18 protein-coding genes and 3 pseudogenes are annotated in these 17,477 nt (G+C 58.2%); 10 read left to right on the top strand and 11 right to left on the bottom strand.

Annotation, left to right across the window (positions count from 1 at the left end; all coding sequences use genetic code 11):
• The first annotated feature begins 126 nt into the window (after nt 1-126).
• Nucleotides 127-819, top strand: coding sequence for an IS6 family transposase (locus GNZ13_RS44790; protein ID WP_172177121.1), 693 nt, complete (start codon nt 127-129; stop codon nt 817-819).
• A gap of 94 nt (nt 820-913) precedes the next feature.
• Here GNZ13_RS44790 and GNZ13_RS44785 read toward each other — a convergent pair whose 3' ends face one another.
• From GNZ13_RS44785 to GNZ13_RS44775, 3 genes are all read right to left on the bottom strand, one after another.
• A complete protein-coding gene (locus GNZ13_RS44785) occupies nt 914-1,558 on the bottom strand; it encodes a trimeric intracellular cation channel family protein (RefSeq protein WP_172177119.1) in 645 nt (214 codons plus the stop codon).
• A complete protein-coding gene (locus GNZ13_RS44780; RefSeq protein ID WP_172177117.1) occupies nt 1,555-2,823 on the bottom strand; it encodes a M20 family metallopeptidase in 1,269 nt (422 codons plus the stop codon). Before GNZ13_RS44780 ends, GNZ13_RS44785 begins: the two co-directional genes overlap by 4 nt.
• 122 nt (nt 2,824-2,945) lie before the next feature.
• Nucleotides 2,946-3,413, bottom strand: a complete 468-nt coding sequence (locus GNZ13_RS44775; protein WP_172177115.1) for a MarR family winged helix-turn-helix transcriptional regulator — start codon at nt 3,411-3,413, stop codon at nt 2,946-2,948.
• A gap of 313 nt (nt 3,414-3,726) precedes the next feature.
• Between GNZ13_RS44775 and GNZ13_RS44770 the strand changes: the two genes are divergently transcribed.
• The 5 genes and pseudogenes from GNZ13_RS44770 to GNZ13_RS44750 all read left to right on the top strand — a co-directional run.
• Nucleotides 3,727-4,275 carry a sugar dehydrogenase complex small subunit gene (locus GNZ13_RS44770; RefSeq protein WP_172177113.1) on the top strand — a complete coding sequence of 183 codons (549 nt, stop codon included), beginning with the start codon at nt 3,727-3,729 and terminating at the stop codon, nt 4,273-4,275.
• A gap of 11 nt (nt 4,276-4,286) precedes the next feature.
• Entirely contained in the window at nt 4,287-5,888 is a 1,602-nt protein-coding gene (locus tag GNZ13_RS44765; RefSeq protein ID WP_172177111.1) for a GMC family oxidoreductase, read from the top strand.
• A gap of 14 nt (nt 5,889-5,902) precedes the next feature.
• Complete coding sequence (locus tag GNZ13_RS44760; RefSeq protein WP_172177109.1) at nt 5,903-7,318, top strand: cytochrome c; 1,416 nt, start codon at nt 5,903-5,905, stop codon at nt 7,316-7,318.
• Nucleotides 7,319-7,429: 111 nt separating this feature from the next.
• Nucleotides 7,430-8,608: a porin gene (locus tag GNZ13_RS44755; protein WP_172177107.1), complete on the top strand. Its 1,179-nt coding sequence runs from the start codon at nt 7,430-7,432 to the stop codon at nt 8,606-8,608.
• A 144-nt stretch (nt 8,609-8,752) separates the two neighbouring features.
• Nucleotides 8,753-8,908 (top strand): annotated as a pseudogene (locus GNZ13_RS44750) (FAD-binding protein); the annotation flags it as partial.
• Here GNZ13_RS44750 and GNZ13_RS44745 read toward each other — a convergent pair.
• A pseudogene (locus GNZ13_RS44745) lies at nt 8,900-9,257 on the bottom strand (IS6 family transposase); the annotation flags it as partial. The pseudogenes GNZ13_RS44750 and GNZ13_RS44745 sit on opposite strands and share 9 nt — an antisense overlap.
• A 36-nt stretch (nt 9,258-9,293) precedes the next feature.
• Here GNZ13_RS44745 and GNZ13_RS44740 point away from each other — a divergent pair.
• The 3 genes and pseudogenes from GNZ13_RS44740 to GNZ13_RS44735 all read left to right on the top strand — a co-directional run.
• Nucleotides 9,294-9,473, top strand: a pseudogene (locus GNZ13_RS44740) (tyrosine-type recombinase/integrase); the annotation flags it as partial.
• A 230-nt stretch (nt 9,474-9,703) separates the two neighbouring features.
• A complete protein-coding gene (locus GNZ13_RS53210) occupies nt 9,704-9,934 on the top strand; it encodes a hypothetical protein (protein WP_236002473.1) in 231 nt (76 codons plus the stop codon).
• Between the two features lie 85 nt (nt 9,935-10,019).
• Nucleotides 10,020-11,147 carry a porin gene (locus GNZ13_RS44735; protein WP_236002471.1) on the top strand — a complete coding sequence of 376 codons (1,128 nt, stop codon included), beginning with the start codon at nt 10,020-10,022 and terminating at the stop codon, nt 11,145-11,147.
• Between the two features lie 66 nt (nt 11,148-11,213).
• Here GNZ13_RS44735 and GNZ13_RS44730 read toward each other — a convergent pair whose 3' ends face one another.
• Nucleotides 11,214-11,561, bottom strand: a complete 348-nt coding sequence (locus tag GNZ13_RS44730; RefSeq protein WP_172177103.1) for a winged helix-turn-helix domain-containing protein — start codon at nt 11,559-11,561, stop codon at nt 11,214-11,216.
• Between the two features lie 88 nt (nt 11,562-11,649).
• Here GNZ13_RS44730 and GNZ13_RS44725 point away from each other — a divergent pair, with 88 nt between their 5' ends.
• Nucleotides 11,650-12,267: a hypothetical protein gene (locus tag GNZ13_RS44725; protein ID WP_172177101.1), complete on the top strand. Its 618-nt coding sequence runs from the start codon at nt 11,650-11,652 to the stop codon at nt 12,265-12,267.
• A gap of 165 nt (nt 12,268-12,432) precedes the next feature.
• On the opposite strand, the gene GNZ13_RS53205 is transcribed toward GNZ13_RS44725, so the two are convergent.
• The 6 genes from GNZ13_RS53205 to GNZ13_RS44700 form a co-directional block, all read right to left on the bottom strand.
• Nucleotides 12,433-12,777, bottom strand: a complete 345-nt coding sequence (locus tag GNZ13_RS53205; RefSeq protein ID WP_236002467.1) for a PilZ domain-containing protein — start codon at nt 12,775-12,777, stop codon at nt 12,433-12,435.
• The gene (locus GNZ13_RS53200; RefSeq protein WP_328807391.1) at nt 12,719-13,237 is read right to left on the bottom strand and encodes a flagellar brake protein; all 519 of its coding nucleotides are present in this window, start codon (nt 13,235-13,237) and stop codon (nt 12,719-12,721) included. The genes GNZ13_RS53205 and GNZ13_RS53200 overlap by 59 nt, the downstream gene beginning before the upstream one ends.
• 138 nt (nt 13,238-13,375) lie before the next feature.
• On the bottom strand, nt 13,376-13,936 hold the full coding sequence (locus GNZ13_RS44715; RefSeq protein ID WP_172177099.1) for a hypothetical protein: 561 nt from the start codon (nt 13,934-13,936) through the stop codon (nt 13,376-13,378).
• A gap of 542 nt (nt 13,937-14,478) precedes the next feature.
• A complete protein-coding gene (locus GNZ13_RS44710; protein WP_172177097.1) occupies nt 14,479-14,751 on the bottom strand; it encodes a type II toxin-antitoxin system CcdA family antitoxin in 273 nt (90 codons plus the stop codon).
• Nucleotides 14,752-14,970: 219 nt separating this feature from the next.
• Nucleotides 14,971-15,909, bottom strand: coding sequence for a nucleotidyl transferase AbiEii/AbiGii toxin family protein (locus GNZ13_RS44705; protein ID WP_172177095.1), 939 nt, complete (start codon nt 15,907-15,909; stop codon nt 14,971-14,973).
• 34 nt (nt 15,910-15,943) lie between these two features.
• Nucleotides 15,944-16,687 carry a type IV toxin-antitoxin system AbiEi family antitoxin domain-containing protein gene (locus GNZ13_RS44700; RefSeq protein WP_172177093.1) on the bottom strand — a complete coding sequence of 248 codons (744 nt, stop codon included), beginning with the start codon at nt 16,685-16,687 and terminating at the stop codon, nt 15,944-15,946.
• Nucleotides 16,688-17,477 lie beyond the last annotated feature (790 nt).

Raw genomic sequence — 17,477 nt, 5'->3', positions numbered from 1 at the left:
TTCCGTGTCTTGACGTCCGAGCGCGGCAGTTTCGCGTTCGAACCTTGTAGTGCCTGAAATTCTGGTTCTGTTGCAATAAGGCGGTCGGCTGTGACGTGCGGAACAAGATGAACGACTGCAAGCTTGATGAAGACGCTGAATCCGGCCGTGGCCCGCGTGCTCAAACGCCTGCATTACCCGCTTGATGTAATCCTGACGTGCGTGCGTTGGTACGTGTCTTATGCGCTAAGCCTGCGAAACCTGGAAGAAGTAATGGCGGAGCGAGGCATCTCGGTGGATCACTCAACCGTGCATCATTGGGCCCTCAAGCTGCTGCCGGTGCTGGAGAAAGCGGTTCGCCGCCACAAACGCCCCGTCGGCAAGAGCTGGCGCGTCGGTGAGACCTACATTAAGATCAAGGGCCAATACCTGTATCGCGCCGTCGACAAGGCCGGCAACACCATCGATTTTCTGTTCCGGGCCCATCGGGATAAGACTGCGGCGCGCCGGTGTTTCGAAAAATCGATCGCCCAGAATGGCGAACCCGAGGCGGTGACGATCGACAAAAGTGGCGCCAGTATGGCTGCGCTGGAAGCCATCAGCGCGGAGCGCGAAACGCCAATCAAGATCCGGCAGACGAAGTACTTGAACAATATCATCGACCAGGACCACCGCGCGATCAAGCGGTGTACCCACCCCATGCTCGGGTTCAAGAATTTCCGGTGTGCACGCATCCTGCTCGGCGGTATCGAGGTGGCTCACATGATCGCCAAGGGGCAGATGAAAGACAACGGCATCCGGCAAACTTTCGCCGAGCAGTTCTATTCGTTGGCGGCGTAAGTAATCCTATTCGTATCGGGTTTTGCTCAACTTGCTATCGCTATCGCGACAAAGCCCTCCGTCGGAGGGTTGGCTACTCGCCTGTCCCCACTTGTTACCGGTCGCACTCCGTCTTCCTGGCAGGGTCGCCCGCAAAGGTCGGAAGATGCCAGTGGAAGCGCAGGGACATGAGACGCAAGCCGACGCAGACCAGTGTTGCTGCCCACGGCGTCCACGGCTGGGACAGATGAAGTTGCTCGATCACAACCTGAATCGTCGCGCCCAGCAGTGCCGCCGACGCATAAATCTCCCGTTGCAGGACCACTGGCACGCGTGTGAGCAATACGTCGCGCAGGGTTCCGCCTCCCACCGCGGTGACAACGCCGAGCAATACCGCCACTTCGCTGTTGTGGCCGTACGCAAGCGCCTTCTGGGCGCCGGCAACCGCGAACAGCCCGAGACCGATGGCATCGAAGAACAGGACCGGGTGGCGCAATTGCCTGACTTTCGGGTACGCGGCGATCGTAATCAGGGCGGCGACGACGGAGGCCGCCAGATAGCGCCAGTTCGACAGGCCCGCCGGCGGTACCGCACCGATGCAGACGTCGCGAACAATGCCGCCGCCGCACGCCACGACGAATGCGACCGCAACCACCCCGAACAGGTCCAGATTGCGCTGCTTCGCCGCCACCGCGCCGCTGATGGCGAAGACGAATGTGCCCACCAGATCGAGCAGCAGGAACAGTCCGTGTCCGCTCACTTGGATTCCGTACTTTCACAAAGCCACGCAGCCGCGGCGCACAACATGGCCACCAGACCCGTTTTCAACGTGGGATCCAGCGTAGGAGCGTATTTCGGCGAATGGTTGCTGGGCAGCAGATTGAGTTTCTTTTCCGCTTTGGCTTGCGCATAGACTTGCGGATCGGTGCCGCCCACAATCCAGAAAACGTAGGGGACATTCCAGCGGCGGCCAAATACACTGAAGTCTTCGCTGGCGGCGGCCGGGCGGGTTTCGAAGGAGCGCTCGCCGAACTGTGCTTCGAACGCCCGCGCAACACGTGCGGTCGCTTCTTTGTCGTTCTCCGTCAGCGGATAACTGCTGAGCGTGGTGAATTCGGGTTCCCGTGGCGCATTGGAAGCGACGCATTCGGCGCAGCAGATACGCCGGATTGCGGACAACATGTACTCTCTCACGTCCTCGTCATATGTGCGCACGTTCAGTTTGAGTGTCGCGTCGTCGGGGATGATGTTTTCTTTCGTGCCGGCCTGCAGCGCGCCGATGGTGAGTACGGCGCTGTCGCTCGGCGCTATTTCGCGCGAGACGATCGTCTGAAGGCGCATGGTTGTAGACGCGGCCATGATGACCGGGTCAATTGACGTTTGCGGCTGCGACCCGTGCGATCCCCGGCCGAACAGTTTGACCTTCAGGCTGTCGCCTGCCGAGAGGATCGTGCCGCTGCGGTATCCGACCGTGCCGGCCTCCCCGACCATCACATGCTGCCCAAGAATGATGTCGGGTTTTGGAAACCGGTCTGCCATGCCGTCGTCCATCATGCTTTGCGCGCCACGACCCACTTCTTCACCCGGCTGAAACACTGCCAGCAACGTTCCTTTCCACGATTGCCGGTTCTCGGCGAGCAGGCGCGCCGCACCCATTAGCCACGTGACGTGGAAATCGTGCCCGCAGGAGTGCGCCACGCCGACCTGAACACCATCGTCGTCTTTGGCGGTCACGGTGCTCGCGTAAGGCAGCCCGGTTGCTTCCGTGACGGGAAGGGCGTCCATATCCGCGCGTAGCATGACCGTCGGACCTTCGCCGTTTCGCAGCAAGCCCACCACGCCTGTCACGCCTACCGGGCGCGTGACTTCGAAACCCCGCGCTTCCAGATAGTCGGCGGCGATGCCCGCGGTACGGAACTCCTGCATCGACAATTCGGGGTTTTGATGAAGATCCTTATAAATTGCTTCCAGTTCCGGAAGCAGTGCGTCGACGCGAGCGGTCAACTCAGTCAGGGACGAATTCATACGACACCTTCAATGAATAAAAGCCTACATTTCCACAGGCTTTCTGTGGGGTGACGCATCGCGTCGCGTCAAAGTCGTAATCTGTCAAACATCTGCTGCCGGCCGGCAGCCGCTTCAGTCATTCAGTCTACGCCCGCTGTTCGGGAGCAACAATCCTGGATTGTGGCGGAGCGCCGAAACGCTTCGACGAGCTTGTCGGTAATGCGGTCGAGTTGCTCTCGCTCTCGCAAAGAGAGCGCCGACAGCATGTCGTGTTCCAGTTTCATGCCCAGCTCGTTGCTGTCTTTGTACACACGCGTACCGGCAGCGGTAGGCCAGAGCTCGAAGTGACGTGCGTCTTCCGGATGGATGGTTCTGCGTATGAGCTTGCGTTCGATCAGAGCCGCCAGAAGTTTCGAGAGCAGCGTTTTTTCAATCAGGGTCTGGTCGCTCACGGAGGTGGCCGTGATGCCGGGCTCGTCGCAGATCAAACGCAACACGCGAAGCAGGCGCACGTCGAGGTTGTATGCGGACTTATACGCGACATTGGCCTGACTGATCATCTCCGATTTGATCAGGTCCAGCTTGAAAGTGAGGAATTGGTCAAACATGGATCTTCACAGTTGTTTGATCGTGCTGCGTCGCGGGCGCTCCCGATGACTTCATCGCACACGCGGGACGAAAACGGTTGAGCCGAAGTATTGCGTCCGCCAATATATACCAGCAGGTCAGCGTGACCTAGTTGAAAATTGCAACTATCTTTTTCTTGTAGTGAGAATCCTGCGTCAGGTGAGCCGCCACGGCATTATTTCAAAACCCGATACAGTGATTTACGGCGACCCAGGCGCGGCGATCGACGCGTTTTGCCACAATGCGTCGCTCATAAATAGAAAGTAGCCTTCCCTAAAAATCATTTCGAAGAACATGGATAACACCGACACGTCATATCCGGAAGACGTCGTGGTCGACCCGCACCGGCGCTTGCTGTTGTCGGGGCTCGTGGCGACCTGCGCATCGTTAGTCATGCCGTTTGCGACGGCGCAGACTCACGCACAGTCCCGCCCGCAATACGCAGCCGGCTCCGTCACGGCGCCTGCGAGTTTTGTCGAAGTCTCACGGATACTGACAGGACGCAGTTCGCTCAACATCGCACAGGCCGGTCTTCTGTATCGGGCACTCGCTCACGACGACTTTGCCTTTGAAATTCAGCACCGCCAGTTGCTGGCCATCATCAAGGATCGACAGATCGACCCAATGCAGCTTCAGAAGCTGCTCGATACACAGAGATCGACATTGGCGCCGGTGCCCCGCGAGATCGTGACAGCCTGGTACACCGGCATTGTGGGTGTCGGCGAGCGCGCGAAGTGCGTGACGTTCGAGACCAATCTGTTGAACCTGATTGCCGCTGACAAACTGAAGCCGCCAAGCTACTCCTATGGCGCGTACGGCAGCTGGGCCGCCAAACCAGTGTGAGGAAAAAATAGATGTCACAGAATGACTCAGCCGATGTCGTAGTCATCGGTTCCGGGATTTGTGGCGCTCTCGTCGCGGAGCGCCTCGTGAAGCAAGGCATGTCGGCGCTGATTCTCGAGGCGGGACCGCGCATCGATCGCGAGCAGATTACGGCCAATTATCGCAACTCGCCCCGCAAGGGTGACTGGGTCGCGCCGTATGCGCCAGGTACGACGTGGGCGCCCCAGCCGATCTATCACCCGAAAGACAACGGCTATCTGATTCAGGCCGGTCCGTATCCGTATCCGGCGGAGTATTTGCGGGTCGTCGGCGGAACGACGTGGCACTGGGCGGCACACGCGTGGCGCGTGCTTCCGAACGATATGCGCCTGAGAACGCGCTATGGCGTTGGCAAAGACTGGCCCATCTCTTACGACGACCTCGAACCGTTCTACTACGAGGCCGAGGTGAAGATGGGTGTATCGGGCGCGCCGAACACGGGTTCTCCGCGCACCAAACCGTTTCCGATGGAACCGGTGGTCGAGCCTTGGGCGATGCGCCGTGTGCGCGAGCGCCTCGCACCCGGGGGCTATAGCGTCGTGACGAATACGACGGCGCGCAATAGCCGCAATTACGACGGACGCCCCGCTTGCTGCGGCAATAACAATTGTCAGCCCATCTGTCCGATCGACGCGCAGTACACCGGCGGCATTGCAGTGAGCGTGGCGGAGAAGGCGGGCGCGCGGGTGCTGGCGAACGCTGTCGTGTATCGCATCGAGCACGACGCGAGCGGCAAGATTGTCGCGGTCCACTATTTCGATCCGGAGAAGAATTCGCACCGCGTCACGGGAAAGATCTTTGTGCTCGCGGCCAACGGAATCGAGAGTCCCAAGCTGTTGCTGATGTCCGCGAGCGATAAATATCCCAACGGACTGGCCAATAGCTCGGGAATGGTCGGGCGAAATCTGATGGACCACCCGAGCAGTTCCCTCACGTTCGATGCCGACGAAGAAGTCTGGCTAGGGCGCGGGCCTCAAAGTCCATCGTCGATCAACACCCTCAGGGACGGCGATTTCCGCTCGCATTCCGCGGCATTCCGTCTGGACTTCACCAACATTTCGCAGGTGCGCTCCGCAACAGAGGACCTGATCGCCGCGGGCGTGTACGGACCGGAACTGGAAAAGCAGTTGCGCTATCGCGCCTCTCGCCAGATGAATGTCAAGACGGTACTCGAGGTGCTGCCCAATCCGGAGAACCGCGTGACGCTCAGTGCGCAGAGAGACGCACTGGGTCTGCCAAAGCCCATGGTCCATTACGCGCTCGATGACTATCTGCATCGCGGCGCGGCCATGGGCAAGGAGCATTTCACCAGGATCGCGCAGTTGATGGGCGGGACGAACTTGCGGTACACGCCGGACGGCCAATATGCGAACAACCAGCACATCACCGGCACGATGAGCATGGGCAACGATCCGGGAGATTCCGTGGTGGACGCTTTCGGCCGAGCGCACGATCACGAGAACCTGTTTATCGCGAGTACCGGCGTCATGCCGACGGCGGCCACGGTCAATTCCACGCTGACTGGCGTCGCGCTCGCGCTGCGCACTGCGGAACATATTCACCCCACAGCCTGAGACGACGATTCACGATGAAATACAGTAACCGGATCTCATTCTGGGCAAGCGTGGCAGTGTTCGCGTTGACGGCGCTCGTCGCCGTGTCGGCCATGTGCGGGACGGCTCATGCGGGCGAGACCGATAGCGAGCAGTTGCTCAAACGTGGCCAGTACCTTGCCACCGCAGGGGATTGCGTGGCTTGCCATACGGCGCCGAAAGGCAAGCCCTTCGCCGGCGGGTTGCCGCTTGCCACGCCGCTTGGCGAGATCATCTCGACGAATATTACGCCGTCGAAAACCGCTGGAATCGGCAACTACACGGAGGAACAGTTCTCGGCGGCGGTCCGGCAAGGTATTCGTGCAGACGGCGCGCACCTTTACCCGGCCATGCCGTATACATCGTATGCGCAGGTGTCGGATGACGATATGAAGGCGCTGTACGCGTACTTCATGCACGGTGTCGCGCCGGTCGACGAACACAGTCGCAATACGACGCTGCCGTTCCCATTCAATATCCGGATGTCGATGGGCGCATGGAACATGATGTTCCTCGATTCGAAACCGTTCGAGGCCGATCCGTCGAAAAGTGCCGAATGGAATCGTGGCGCGTATCTTGTGAAGGGCCTTGGGCACTGCAGCGCCTGTCATTCTCCGCGCAATACGCTGATGGCGGAAGACAAGTCTCTGGATCTTTCAGGCGCTCCGATTGGCGGATGGTTCGCGCCTAACATTACGTCCGATGCGAATAGCGGAGTGGGGACCTGGAGCGAGCAGGAGATTGCCGATTATCTGGGTAGCGGCCACGCGTCCGACGAGGCTCAGGCGGCCGGCCCGATGGCCGAAGCCGTGGATAACAGTCTGCGTCATCTGAGTGCCACGGATTTGACTTCCATGGCGGTGTATCTGAAATCGGTGCCGCCCGTTCACGCGGCAGCCGACACGCGGCCCGCCACCGCATGGGGCGGCCCGACGGCGGCTGTGGATACAGTGCGCGGTGTGCCCTGGCCGGCTGATGCCAACAGGCTGAGCGGCGCGCAGTTATACGACGGGTATTGTGCGTCGTGTCATCAGGCCAAAGGGGAGGGTGTCAACCCCGGCTTGCCGTCGCTATTCCATAACAGCGCGCTCGGACGCTCGAATACGAGCAACCTGGTGATGGTCATGCTTCATGGCGTGCAGCATCAGGACGGCACATCCGACATTCTGATGCCCGGCTTTTCGGATCTGCTGTCCGATCAGCAGATGACCACGCTCGGCAACTATCTGCTGCAAAGTTGGGGCAATCCGGACGCAGTCGTGACGGTCGATCAGGTTCACGCGTTGCGCGCGGGCGGCGAGAGTTCGCCCTTGACATGGCTCGTGCGCGGCAGATTGATGGGGGGAGCGATCCTGATCGTTGCACTGATCGTGTTCATTCGATCGCGGCGAACGAAAAAGCTAGCCGCCTGAACGAAGCGCGACACCCCCTGGTAGCAGGGACCCATTGCGGCCGCGGTAGCGGCACGCGTTCCACGCGAATCTAAAAACGGCCCCGCCGGGGTCGTCGTTCCCAAAGTACTGATGAAAAAGAAATTCGCAGCCGGCACCGCGATCGGCGCGTTGTGCGCGGCTATCGCGCCTGCGCCGGCATTGGCTCAAAGCAGTGTGACGCTATACGGGGTCGTCGATGAGGCGATCGCCTTCGTCAATAACCAGAATGGGCATTCGAACACCTATTTTCGACAGGGCAATCTCTACTCGTCTCGCGTCGGTCTGCGGGGTTCCGAGCAGTTAAGCTCGACGCTCAGCGTGATCTTTGATTTGCAGGAGGGATTCGACCCGAGCACAGGCAAGCAGTCATCGCCCGGGCTCGCATTCAACCGCCAGTCGTTCGTCGGGTTGCAGGATACGCGGCTCGGTACCGTCACGCTCGGGCGGCAGTACACACCGTACTATCAACTGGTGGGCGCGCTCGGACCGGTCGGCTTTCTCACCGGCGCGACGGGAGCGCATCCCGGCGATATCGACGGACTCGATACGACGATCCGGGCGAATAGCTCGGTGGTCTACACGTCGCCGTCGCTATACGGCTTCAAGGTCAGCGGCCAGTACGGGTTCGGCGGCGTGCCCGGCTCCATGCAAAGCGGTTCTACCATCAGCGCCGCGCTGCGCTACGACGGCGGTCCTGTTTCGGTCGCTGCGGGCTATCTGCGCATGAACAACATTGGCGGGGCCGCAAAACTGGACCCGGACGCAAGTGCCGCGTATGGGAGTTCGGCAGTCAACCAGGGTTATGTGTCGGCGCGGGCGGTTCAGCATATTGCCGCCGCAGCCGACTACACGCTCGGCAAAATTGTCTTCGGCGTGAATTACTCGAATGTCCAGTACCTGCCGGGCAGCCATTCTCTATTCACCGACACCGCGATTTTCAATACCTACGGTGCGTTCGCGCGCTACAGTTTCAATACCGCATTCGATGTGGCGGGCGCCTATAGTTACACCCATGCGTCGGAAGGTAACGGAATCGACGATTCGGCGCGATACCACCAGATCTCGCTGAAAGAGGACTACCACTTATCGAAACGGACGACGCTCTATGCGCTACAAGCCTGGCAGCATGCAGGCGGACGCACGCTAGGCGCAGCGGGCGCGGGCGATATCATCGATGCCGCACCGGTGGTGGGCGACTCGCAGAATGCGACGCCGTCGACAACATCGAGTCAATTCGTTGCGATGTTCGGGCTCGCCGTCGCCTTCTGATGACGAGACGCGTGTTCGCTCATTGATCACGCGTCGTCCTGTCGAATCGACAGGAATTTCAAAAACGCTTTTCGTTTAAACGGGCTCTACCGGAAGAGGCGCGTGCGGGATCATCATTCATAACGCGACTTGAATGGTGGCCCGATGACCGACTGTGACGTAATTGTGGTGGGCGGTGGCAATGCCGCGCTATGCGCGGCGCTTTCGGCCCGGCAAGCCGGCGCGCGGGTGATATTGCTGGAGCGCGCTCCGATCGAGCGGCGTGGCGGCAACTCGGCGTTCACGGGCGGCGCGCTTTGCCGCAGCCCTGTCGCGACGCTTTTGCACCAGCACATCAAGTTCGGCGCTGTGCTCGTCGACCGCTCGCCACAACGGATACGGCTCACCGCGCAGCGCCACGAACATCTCATCTAAATGCCAGGTGCGCCCCGGCTGCCGCCGCACCGCCCTGGCGCACTGAGCGAATCCAGCGCTGAACTTGTCGCACCAGCGACGGATCGTTTCGTACGTGACCACGACGCCACGCTCGAGCAACAACATCCTCGATGTCGCGCAGGCTCAGGCTGAACCGGAAGTATCAGCGAACGGCGCAGCTGATGACGACGGCAGGGAAGCGGTTTCCGTGATAAAGGGAATTTCTCTTCTTCATTTCTCCCGCCGCCTGTCCACCAACCTGACACTGCCGCAGGTGGGAATCGACGGTGCGAGCAGCCATTCGGGGCGGCGCTCGTTGATCACGAATCTCGCGAGCAAGGGCGTCGGCGTTCGCGTGCTCATGTCACTTGCTGGACATTCCAACATTTCAACCACGCAGGCTTACATTGATGTGAACGACGAGATGCAACGTGCGGCCATCGAACTTGTATCAGGAAGCACGCGCGAGGCGGCTCTCGTTCAATACCCAAGCGTCTTTGAATTGTCAGCAATCCAGAGTTCGTTGACTTTTTGATATGAAAATTATAACGTATTCGCGGCGCTCGCCTTCGAGAAGATCGGTTGTTATGGTTGGCGGCGACCTTACTATACGGCTCCAATTTCAAAGTCGCGTACTCGGCCGTCTGCCCAGCGAACATACAAGTTCCGGGAGAGAAAGTTATGAGCTATGAGCCGCTGCGTCCTGCAAAGCTCCTCATCGAGGTTGAGAGCAAGTACATCGGGTTCAACGTTGGCCGAAAGCACAGGGCGGGCAAAAAAGTCAAAGTGCAACGCAGCCCAGCAAATCCTGGCATCTTCATCATTTGGTTCGGGAAGGCTGAAGTTGCCCAAGTCCCCGCTCTGCGACTCGCACAAACAGTCGAATACACTGACGACCAGTCAAAATTGTAAGGTTACTGTGGTAGCGTGCCCCCGAAAATCACGAGGATTGCTATTTCTTGCGCAGTACGCCAAAAACGAGTATCGGGGAATAGGGTTGAGAAGTGCCGGAATTTGTTGTTCAGTCGTCGCCGCTGCGCTTTCGCTGTCGTGTCAGCACGTTTCAGCGCAGAGCTCTGTCACGTTGGGCGGTATGACCGATATCAGCATCCGCTATCTGACGAACGACGACGCGCAAAACGATGGCAGGTTCTTCATGGCGAACGGAGCGGTCATCAACAGTCATTTTGGTCTGCATGGCACGGAGGACCTTGGCAACGGGCTGAAAGCGGTCTTCGAACTGGAAAACAACTTCAATCCGCAGAACGGTTCAATGGGTGATAGTGGCCGCCTTTTTGACTCGGCCGCGAACGTCGGTCTGTCGGGCGATTTCGGCGCGGTTACGTTCGGTCGTCAGGATACGCCGCTGTTCTACAAGCTGATTACGACCTTCGATCCGCTGACCTACGCGAGCTACCCGGAAAATTCCTGGTTACCTTGGGCGCTCGAAGCGGGACTCGCAGCAGATAACTCGATCCGGTATATCGCGGATATAGGCGGGTTGTCTGTCGGCGCAATGTATTCGTTCGGTGGCAACTACGAGATCAGCGGGCCTGCCGGATTCTCAGGCGACGTGCCCGGGCATTTCACGGCGGGTAGTCTTGCGAATCTGCTGCTGTCGTACACGACGGGTGCGCTTGATGTCGGAGCAGGCGTACAGCAATTGCGCGACAACTCGAACCATCGGCAGACGGTATTCAATCTGGACGCCCGCTACTCGGTTAGCGACATCAAGATTTACACTGGTTGGCTCTACTCTCAGGACAACACCGGTCTGATTGATACCTTGCTAGCAGAGCAGTCGATCCCCGACATTAGCCGGATCAAGGGCACGGATCGTATCGACAACGGCCCTTTTGGCGGCTTTGCATGGCAGGTCGCGCCGTCGGCACTGTTGTCTACCGCGATCTATTACGACCACATGCAGAACGCTACGACTGCTACAGGGGCATTGGGCAGCGGCAGCCGCTATACGGTTGTCGCGCTAGCTGAATATTCGCTGTCGAAACGCACCGAAGTGTACGGCACGGTGGACTTTAACAAGGTCAATGGAACGGCGGCCGTGGAATTGCCGGGCCGCAGCAACCAGACGGGTATTGCTGTTGGTCTGCGAAACTTCTTCTGATCGGTGATGGGGATATGGGCAAGTGCGATCGTCGGACTTGTCGGTTTAACCGACAGTTGGGAAGGATCACGCACCCTTTGCAGCTTTCACAAAGGTTTCCGCGAGCGTGTCGAAGTGCTTGAGCGCGGCAGGTGTGAGCTCGATCTGTTTGCGGCGTGCGTCTTCGGTGTCGCGAAGTGTGAGCCAGCCCTTTTCCCGCATCGACGTGATGCGGGCGTGAAGCGTGGCGGGCGAGCCAAGCTCGCTGTGGGCCATCATGTCCCGAACCGAAAGCCGATTGTTTTTTTGCGTTGTGCGTGCGACGAATTCGAGGATTTTCTCTTCGAGCGGGTCGAGCACGGGCAGTGTAGGCAGGCCACGGAGCGCTTCAGTCAGTTGCAGGAATCGAAGGTAGATGTCAGCAGGGCGTTTCATGGTTTGCGCACCGGACAGGAAGAGGTTTGCTCAACTGCGCGCGAGCGACGAGGCGGCCAATTAAAACGAATGAAAGGATTATACTGGTATGGGTAGCTTACGCTTACATTTATGGTCGATAACAGGCACGGTGGTCGCATTTGTGGCGTCGCTGTGGATCAATCAAGTGGTCTTCACAGATACTTCGTTTGTACGAGGCATCAACTGGATTTTTCTTCCGTCAGGCGTCCGGCTTCTGAGCACGTTGCTGGTTGGGTCTGACGGGTTCGTTGGCCTGCTGGTTGGCGGTCTGCTGATGGATTTTTTCTATTGGTTTCCGCACGACCCGGTTCGCGCAATCGCGGGAGCCATTCTAGGTTCGCTGGCTCCCTATCTGGTTTACAGGCTTGCACTGGAGCGCTACGACCTGAAGGCGTCGCTGACAAATCTCACGCCGAAGCGACTGCTCGTACTGGCCGTTGCGTACTCGGTGGCGAATCCGCTGCTGCACCACATCTGGTTCGCGCTGCAAGGCAATACGCAGAACATTGGCGAAAGTTTCGTCATGATGTTTGTGGGCGACCTGACCGGCGCGTTAATCATGTTGTACACAATGAAGGGCGTTCTGGCTTTCCTGCCGGCACAACCGGGCCGTGCCCGCATGACGGATGGTATGTTCAGGGTTCGGTTGGCGCTAGACAGCGCCTACAACAATCAACTGCGATAGTGTGGGGATGCCTTGGAGCGGATATCGATATCTTTCATCCTGCCCTTAAGTATGGCTTAAATTAAGTGTCCCGCACGTCCGAATATCGGACTTGTCGGTTTAACCGGCACATTGGTGACAAAGCGTTTCATCGCGAACCCCCTGAGCCGATTCGGAGCCCAACTGCTACCGCAGGAGGGCTCCGCGCTTGATTTCCAGTTGAGCTATCCGTTGCTGAAACATCTTTTCTGCCTGTGCGGGCAGCGATAGAAACCGGAACCCCAGTATGAATAGTTTGCCGCCCTTAGGCAGGGTCAGAAAGCGACGGGAGACAAGTTGCAGATCCAATGCGACGGTCCTCTGATTCTTGACGTGCAGCATGACACCATTTAGCGTCACGCCGATTTCGAGGTTGGCGATATTTTCGTCTGGCGTCCTCAACGCCACCCCGCCAAGCGACAGATCATGCATTTCAAGACGAAAGGGCTTTCCCTCTGGCAGCGTCCCGCTGCAAAAATACGGATCGATCATGGGAGTTTCGAAAATATTCGCGCCGTTGCACGCGAAAAAGCACTTGCGGTAGTTCCACTTCGAACGCGACGGCACCATCGCGCGAGATTTCTCGTGGCCTACCAGTTGTAAACTCAACTTTCACGCCGTCTGGCGATGCCTCAAAGCGCAGCTTGTTGGCTGCCAGCACAGCGCGGTTCCCAGTCCTGAAGGCACCATAATCGAAGATGAACGTATTCGATTTTGTGTCGATTTGTAGCACACGCGTGACGATCTGACCGTTGCCGTAGTCAACCGCCAGGAAGTCTTGCCTGGTCGCCAGATCGCGTAGAAAGGTTTCAATTTCGAGTGGGTTGCGTAAGCCGAAATCGGTACCGTTTGCGCGTTCCCCGTTGTCTACCTTGGTAGATGGCAGTAAAGAATTTCTTTCGGAGACTCTCGTAATGGGAGCAGAAAAGAGATGATGTAGTTTGCGCAGCACGATAGAAATTTCTAATTAGTTTTCAACAGGCATCCCGAGTTACGCGCAATTGATCGGACATGTGGATGATCGTCGAAATCTCCACATTTGCACTTCGCACGGTGGTTGGGGGGCGCGGTTAAATTTATTCGACAACTCTCAAAAATGAAGAGGGCAGAGTCGCTGGTAGAAATTTATCCAATCTATAGCAAGCAGTGGAATCGTTTTATCGCTGCGGGCGCGATATGAAAAGAATCGCATCCAGCCATCAAGGAAAATACCCTGTCCAGGTCGAAGCACGCAGGGCGGTCTTGAAACATGAGGCTGTTGTACGCCTACGATTTGTCTGGCGAGGTCATCGAGCAACGTGGTACTGGGGGTGGCGTGCCAATTTACGCTACCTGGTTGCATCGAAAGATATCGTCGGACGGCGTCTTCTACGAGGCCTGTGGAGAGTTCAACAAAAGACGCCCCAACATCATCCAGGATTCTCGATGCAATAGCTTGCTCCGCCGCGTCTTCGGTCGTGCGTTTGAGCGCTACCAGCTTGGCATGTAACGGCAGCTTGCGAAACGTCGTTTCGCCGCCTCGCAGCGCATCTTGAAAGATCGGATAGCACGCGAGCCACGAGGGTGAAACGCAGCCGACCGATCGAGATTTTTTGACTATTCCATCGGTCGTGACGGCGCGTTTCTGTTGATGCAGTTCTCTCAGGTTCATTGTTATAAAAACTATAACTTTTAGACGGCGGGTTGGCAAGTGTTGTCACTCAAGGTGACAGCTACACTTAGGTTGTCGGTCACGTCAGGACGAACCTTAGGGTGCGACGTAAATTTTTTTCCCGCCTGCCGTATTGGCCACGCAGTCATAGGTGAAGACGAGAGGCGGTGCTAGGTGCAGCTCCATTGACAGAGAGCGGCGCATCTCGGAATCGCTTGCAATGCTTTCAACGCAATAGTGCTTGGCTGTTGAGAGAACTCTGATCGCAGGCAATCGTCCGCAGCGGTCGAGTCGTAGGGAGCCGACCGTGAGTCAAAGCAGGGTGCGTACTTCAACGCTTGATCGTAAGCCGTCATCTAACGTCTTTCACTGAGGAGCAGAAGGTCTGAAGGTAGGCGTCCGCGTGGACACATGCACGCCTAGACCGATCGGCGCCGCAACAACCAAGTGTAGTTACCATGCAGTCGATCTGCACATCGAGCAGGTAAGGCTACTTGGCCCTAGACCTGGATGACTGGTTGTGTACAGATCAGAATGGGCCATCAGAATATCCGGCGCTCATCGAGCGGCAGGCCGTCGCGCTCGATGCGTGCGTTCATCTCGGCAATGAAGCTTGCGTTTTCGGCTACCCAAACACGGACCTCAGCTCCATGAACCTCCTCACGCAGCCCTCGCTCGCTTGCACGCGAGATGTTAACGCCGATTTCTTTAGCGCGGTCCAGCAGGTCAGACGGCAATGACACGTTGGTACGCTTGCGCCGAACTGGTTGAGATGGCGATGATTCGCCAGTTGGCAGAGTTTGTGCGTGAATCATGTAAGACCCCTATGCGCATAACCATGTGCATATTATCTCGCAGTGAGTGTGCGGGATCACTACGCAGGTAATCGCTAACAAGATCCGGCGTTGCGGCCGCCCCGACGAGCCTGTGACAACGAAAGCGGAATTGCGGGCAACCTCGCACCGGTGCCCGTCGATCTTGGTTTACGTACGGGCTACTGTTGTCCGTTGTCGGTCTGAAGCACGCCTGCACGTCTAGCCGTCATCGAGCGCCGCGAAGCCTTCCTCCAGTAACGCATCCTGATGAGCAAAGCGGGTCGCGTCGCGTTTCCTAAGCTTGCCAAGATTCTCGATCTTCCAGCGAATGGCCGGCAGGTCGCGTAGATGGTCGTACGGCATCAGTGACCAGTCTGGCTCGAGTCTCACGAGCGAGGCGAGAAATTCGCGGTGCTCCGCGGTCAGCGCCCGTGGAAGGTCATGGTGGAGTCGGGCCTGAACGGCCTCAAGTGTGGCCAGATCGACATGATCAACGGTCATGCCAACAAAACCGGCCTCGTATTCGTCCTCAAGCGAGCGCGGCTTCGCAAAGAGTACCTCGTGGACGGGGCGGTTATGACCAGCCAGATAGCCGACAAAAGCGGTCACGACGTCCTCGCGCAGACCATAAGTGTCATACATGTGCTGCACATCAAAAATATCGCGCGGATGCTGCCGGTCCAATGCCGCAACGAGTTTGCTGCCGTAAAGCTCGGCATCGGCAAGCGTCGGCACTTCGAAGTCGACGCGGAACATCGCCTGTGCGCGCGGCACGACACTCCGTGTCACCGTCGGCGTTAATGTGCCGCGAAAAACGTAGTTCACCTCGACCTTGACCTGAGCTTCAGCGGACGAGACAGTCAGTTTCACGTCGTCGCCTTTGTTTCTGCCACTGGCGGCGGCCACGGTAACCATGTGCCCCTGTCGCTCGATGGCCTGCCGGGCGCGAGCGAGTTCGTCATGGATGATGGCGAGAGCCTCGTCGCGGCCCGGCTCATGTGAACACATGACCACGTCGATATCGACGGACAGGCGGGGCAGATCCTGAACAAACATGTTGATGGCGGTGCCGCCTTTCATCGCGAAGTGGGGCGTGTCAAAAACATCTGGCGCAATCGCCAGCATGAGGCGAACCGTATTGAGGTATTGATCGTTCATTGAGAGGATGTTGAGCCTTGAGGGGGCGTGCAGATCAGGCCTTCAGCGTGAGGCGGGGGCCGCCCTTGCGGCTACTCGTCCAACGCCGGCCGGGCCCGAGCCGGTCGACGTGCCGCTGCAGGTCCTGGCCCCAGGGAAATCCGCTCGCCTCACCAAGATCGCGCACAAGCTTGACGACCTTGACGCGCGTACAGTGCGAGAGGAGCGTGTCCAGGACCGTCGGCCGGAGATTGCGAAGCGAGGACGCGAGGCTCATGGCCTCCTCAAGCGACTGCCCCTTCGCACGTCGTTTGCCTACGTCGCTGGCGAGTTCGAGCAGCGCGCGCTCGGGCTCGGAAACGAGCAGCGAGGGATCGCGGTTCGGCAGCGGTGACAGAGCGGTGTTTTCCGGCATGCTCTGGTCGAACAGGCGTGTGGTCTGCAGCGTATAGGGCATATGTTTGGCTACCCAGTCCGGCATGACGTAGGGGCGTTCTGCCCACAGCACAACGCGCTCGCGAAAACTCAGGTTGTGACGCACCCCCTGCCAGTCCAGAGCCGTTCTGCCGCCGACGTGAAGGCCTGGTATCCGCTGGGCCAGATAGGCCAGTATTCCATCCCGGGTGGGCGTGTCGCCAGCTAGCAGATAGGCGCCTTTGGACAGGCGTTGCAGCCATCCGGCGTTGACCAGATAGGTGGTCTGCTGGGCGCTCACGCCGCAGTCGCGAAGCATTTGCGGGTCGAGCGGTTGCCCGCGCGGCGCGCTTGCCATGAGCCGTTGAAGTGTCTTGCTGGCCATTCCGTCGATAACGCATGATTTTTTATAGCATACACCCCTTTAATTTGAAGTTACAAAGAATAAATCATGCAACGTCCGCGCGCTGATGACAGGCGACGATGAGGAGCGCGCTTCACAGCATGGGGATTTTCAGGCTCACACGGCATGACTTGTTCTCCGGAAATATCGATTTTCTTGTATTTGGAGAGAATAATGTATACATTCACAGTGCTGCCGCCCGCGGATCGACGTTTGACCTTCGAGTAGCGCACGCGGCCGGCACGACAGACGGGAGACTGTGACGTCAACAACTGGCAGAAAGACCACTGAGGCAGCATGCCCACAGTACAGCTGTGAGCATGCTGCTTCAGTAAGTGAAGCGCTGAAACGCGCATGCGCTCAGGCAGTTATTTGTGTCGAAGTTCCTTTTGAGCCACGCCGACCGTTGGTTCACTTAATTTTGTTCCCGCGCGTGGCCAATCGGATTGCGGCTGGCAGAGATGTCGGGAACAAGTTTGTTTCAAGAGGTTTTACAGAAAGTTGTTCAACACACCAACGTTTGAGGCGATTTTGTAGCTGCCAAGTGCACCGCCGAATTGAATACCGATGAAAGCGCTCACTGAGTTAGCTGGCGCAGTGGGGGAGAAGCTGGGCCTTTGGTATCACGCGCCCCTTGCTTCAGGTCTAGGAGGTTGTCGGAGTTTGCGCCGAGGTTGGTCATCCGGGCGGGCACGTTGGGCGTTAATGAATCAGCCAGTTCACTGAGAGAGCCCATAGATGAGTCGCTTCGTGCCCGTTGATCGTCAGACCG

This window comes from Paraburkholderia elongata, assembly GCF_013177735.1.
Classification (GTDB): Bacteria; Pseudomonadota; Gammaproteobacteria; order Burkholderiales; family Burkholderiaceae; genus Paraburkholderia; species Paraburkholderia elongata.
Note: the sequence above shows the minus strand (reverse complement) of the source record. Positions and strands in the feature narration are given on the sequence as shown.

What these genes read in the sequence shown, in the direction of transcription:
- GNZ13_RS44705 (WP_172177095.1), bottom strand. Translation starts at nt 15,909, where the DNA reads ATGAACGATCAATACCTCAATACGGTTCGCCTCATGCTGGCGATTGCG.
- GNZ13_RS44725 (WP_172177101.1), top strand. Translation starts at nt 11,650, where the DNA reads ATGGGTAGCTTACGCTTACATTTATGGTCGATAACAGGCACGGTGGTC.
- GNZ13_RS44765 (WP_172177111.1), top strand. Translation starts at nt 4,287, where the DNA reads ATGTCACAGAATGACTCAGCCGATGTCGTAGTCATCGGTTCCGGGATT.
- GNZ13_RS44775 (WP_172177115.1), bottom strand. Translation starts at nt 3,413, where the DNA reads ATGTTTGACCAATTCCTCACTTTCAAGCTGGACCTGATCAAATCGGAG.
- GNZ13_RS44790 (WP_172177121.1), top strand. Translation starts at nt 127, where the DNA reads ATGAAGACGCTGAATCCGGCCGTGGCCCGCGTGCTCAAACGCCTGCAT.
- GNZ13_RS44700 (WP_172177093.1), bottom strand. Translation starts at nt 16,687, where the DNA reads ATGGCCAGCAAGACACTTCAACGGCTCATGGCAAGCGCGCCGCGCGGG.
- GNZ13_RS44715 (WP_172177099.1), bottom strand. Translation starts at nt 13,936, where the DNA reads ATGAACCTGAGAGAACTGCATCAACAGAAACGCGCCGTCACGACCGAT.
- GNZ13_RS44730 (WP_172177103.1), bottom strand. Translation starts at nt 11,561, where the DNA reads ATGAAACGCCCTGCTGACATCTACCTTCGATTCCTGCAACTGACTGAA.
- GNZ13_RS44755 (WP_172177107.1), top strand. Translation starts at nt 7,430, where the DNA reads ATGAAAAAGAAATTCGCAGCCGGCACCGCGATCGGCGCGTTGTGCGCG.
- GNZ13_RS53205 (WP_236002467.1), bottom strand. Translation starts at nt 12,777, where the DNA reads ATGATCGATCCGTATTTTTGCAGCGGGACGCTGCCAGAGGGAAAGCCC.
- GNZ13_RS44760 (WP_172177109.1), top strand. Translation starts at nt 5,903, where the DNA reads ATGAAATACAGTAACCGGATCTCATTCTGGGCAAGCGTGGCAGTGTTC.
- GNZ13_RS44710 (WP_172177097.1), bottom strand. Translation starts at nt 14,751, where the DNA reads ATGATTCACGCACAAACTCTGCCAACTGGCGAATCATCGCCATCTCAA.
- GNZ13_RS44770 (WP_172177113.1), top strand. Translation starts at nt 3,727, where the DNA reads ATGGATAACACCGACACGTCATATCCGGAAGACGTCGTGGTCGACCCG.
- GNZ13_RS53210 (WP_236002473.1), top strand. Translation starts at nt 9,704, where the DNA reads ATGAGCTATGAGCCGCTGCGTCCTGCAAAGCTCCTCATCGAGGTTGAG.
- GNZ13_RS44780 (WP_172177117.1), bottom strand. Translation starts at nt 2,823, where the DNA reads ATGAATTCGTCCCTGACTGAGTTGACCGCTCGCGTCGACGCACTGCTT.